This is a genomic window from Carbonatibacter coralli (genome assembly GCF_039592655.1).
GTDB classification, from domain to species: Bacteria; Pseudomonadota; Alphaproteobacteria; order Kiloniellales; family Kiloniellaceae; genus Carbonatibacter; species Carbonatibacter coralli.
In genome coordinates this window covers 1-1,285 of sequence record NZ_JBBUTJ010000023.1, presented here as the reverse complement: position 1 = coordinate 1,285, position 1,285 = coordinate 1, and the positions used below count along the sequence as shown (strand labels likewise).

Here is a 1,285-nt window from a genome sequence, read left to right as displayed (position 1 = left end):
TGACCTGCCCCCATTGAAGTGTTCCATTGTTTGAGTTCGGATTTTGACTTATTCCACCCGCGAATAAGGAGAAATCAAATGGGAAAGCAACGTCGTTACACACCAGAGCAGATCATCAACAAATTGCGCGAAGCTGAGGTTCTGATTGGTCAGGGCAAAACGATCGGCGAAGCTGCACGCAAGCTGGGTGTTACCGAACAAACATACTACCGCTGGCGCAACGAGTATGGCGGCATGAAGACCTCGCAAGCCCGCAAGCTGAAAGAGCTGGAGCGGGAGAATGCCCGGCTTAAAAAAGCTGTTGCCGAATTGACGCTCGACAAGCTGATCCTCAAAGAAGCAGCAGAGGGAAACTATTAAGCCCCGCTCGTCGCAGACGATGTGTTGATCAAGTCATCAGCAAACTCGGTGTAAGTGAGCGCCGGGCTTGCACAGTTCTGGCCCAGCATCGATCTACTCAACGCAAGAAGCCGGTTGGCCGATCTGATGAGGATGCCCTGAGGGCTGACATCATCCGGTTGGCCAGTCAGTATGGTCGATATGGCTACAGACGCATCGCCAGTCTGCTCCAGTCAGAAGGCTGGTGTGTCAACCACAAACGCGTTGAACGCATCTGGCAACGAGAGGGGCTTAAGGTTCCAAAGAAGCAGCCAAAACGCGGAAGGCTCTGGTTAAATGATGGTTCCTGCGTACGGCTCCGTCCCTGTTGGCAGGATCATGTCTGGGCATACGATTTTGTGCAGGGCCGAACCCATGACGGCAGGGCGTTCAGGATGCTGACGATTATTGACGAATACACCAGGGAATGTCTGGCCATCATCGTGGCAAGAAAGCTCAAGTCAGATGATGTTCTGCAGGCATTGGCAGATCTGTTCGCCACACGCGGTGTGCCCGATCATATTCGTAGTGATAACGGCGCGGAGTTCACAGCCAAGGCTGTCAGGGAATGGATCAACCGTGTTGGAGCCAAAACCCTGTTTATTGAACCGGGATCGCCTTGGGAGAATGGTTATAATGAAAGCTTCAACGGGAAGCTCAGAGATGAGCTTTTGAATGGTGAAATCTTCTATACTTTGCAGGAGGCTGAAATCCTGATCGAGCGCTGGCGGCAGCACTACAACACAATCAGACCGCACAGTTCTCTCGGCTACAGGCCGCCTGCACCAACAACAATCTTGCCCCGTCCAGCTGTTCTGGCTTACGCTACGCTCCAGCCGCCACAGCTGGACGGCTCATGGTGTCAAAATCTAACTTAAAGGTTGGATCACCACATGGGGGCAGGTCA

At 52.9% G+C, this 1,285-nt stretch carries 1 protein-coding gene; it reads left to right on the top strand.

All coding sequences use genetic code 11. The features are described 5' to 3' along the window. Positions 1-78 precede the first annotated feature (78 nt). Positions 79-1,256, top strand: a protein-coding gene (locus AAAH10_RS16535; protein ID WP_343565590.1) for an IS3 family transposase whose coding sequence is annotated in 2 segments (ribosomal slippage) — positions 79-343 and positions 343-1,256 — 1,179 coding nt in all. Because the reading frame shifts where the segments join, the coding sequence is not laid out codon by codon here. Positions 1,257-1,285 lie beyond the last annotated feature (29 nt).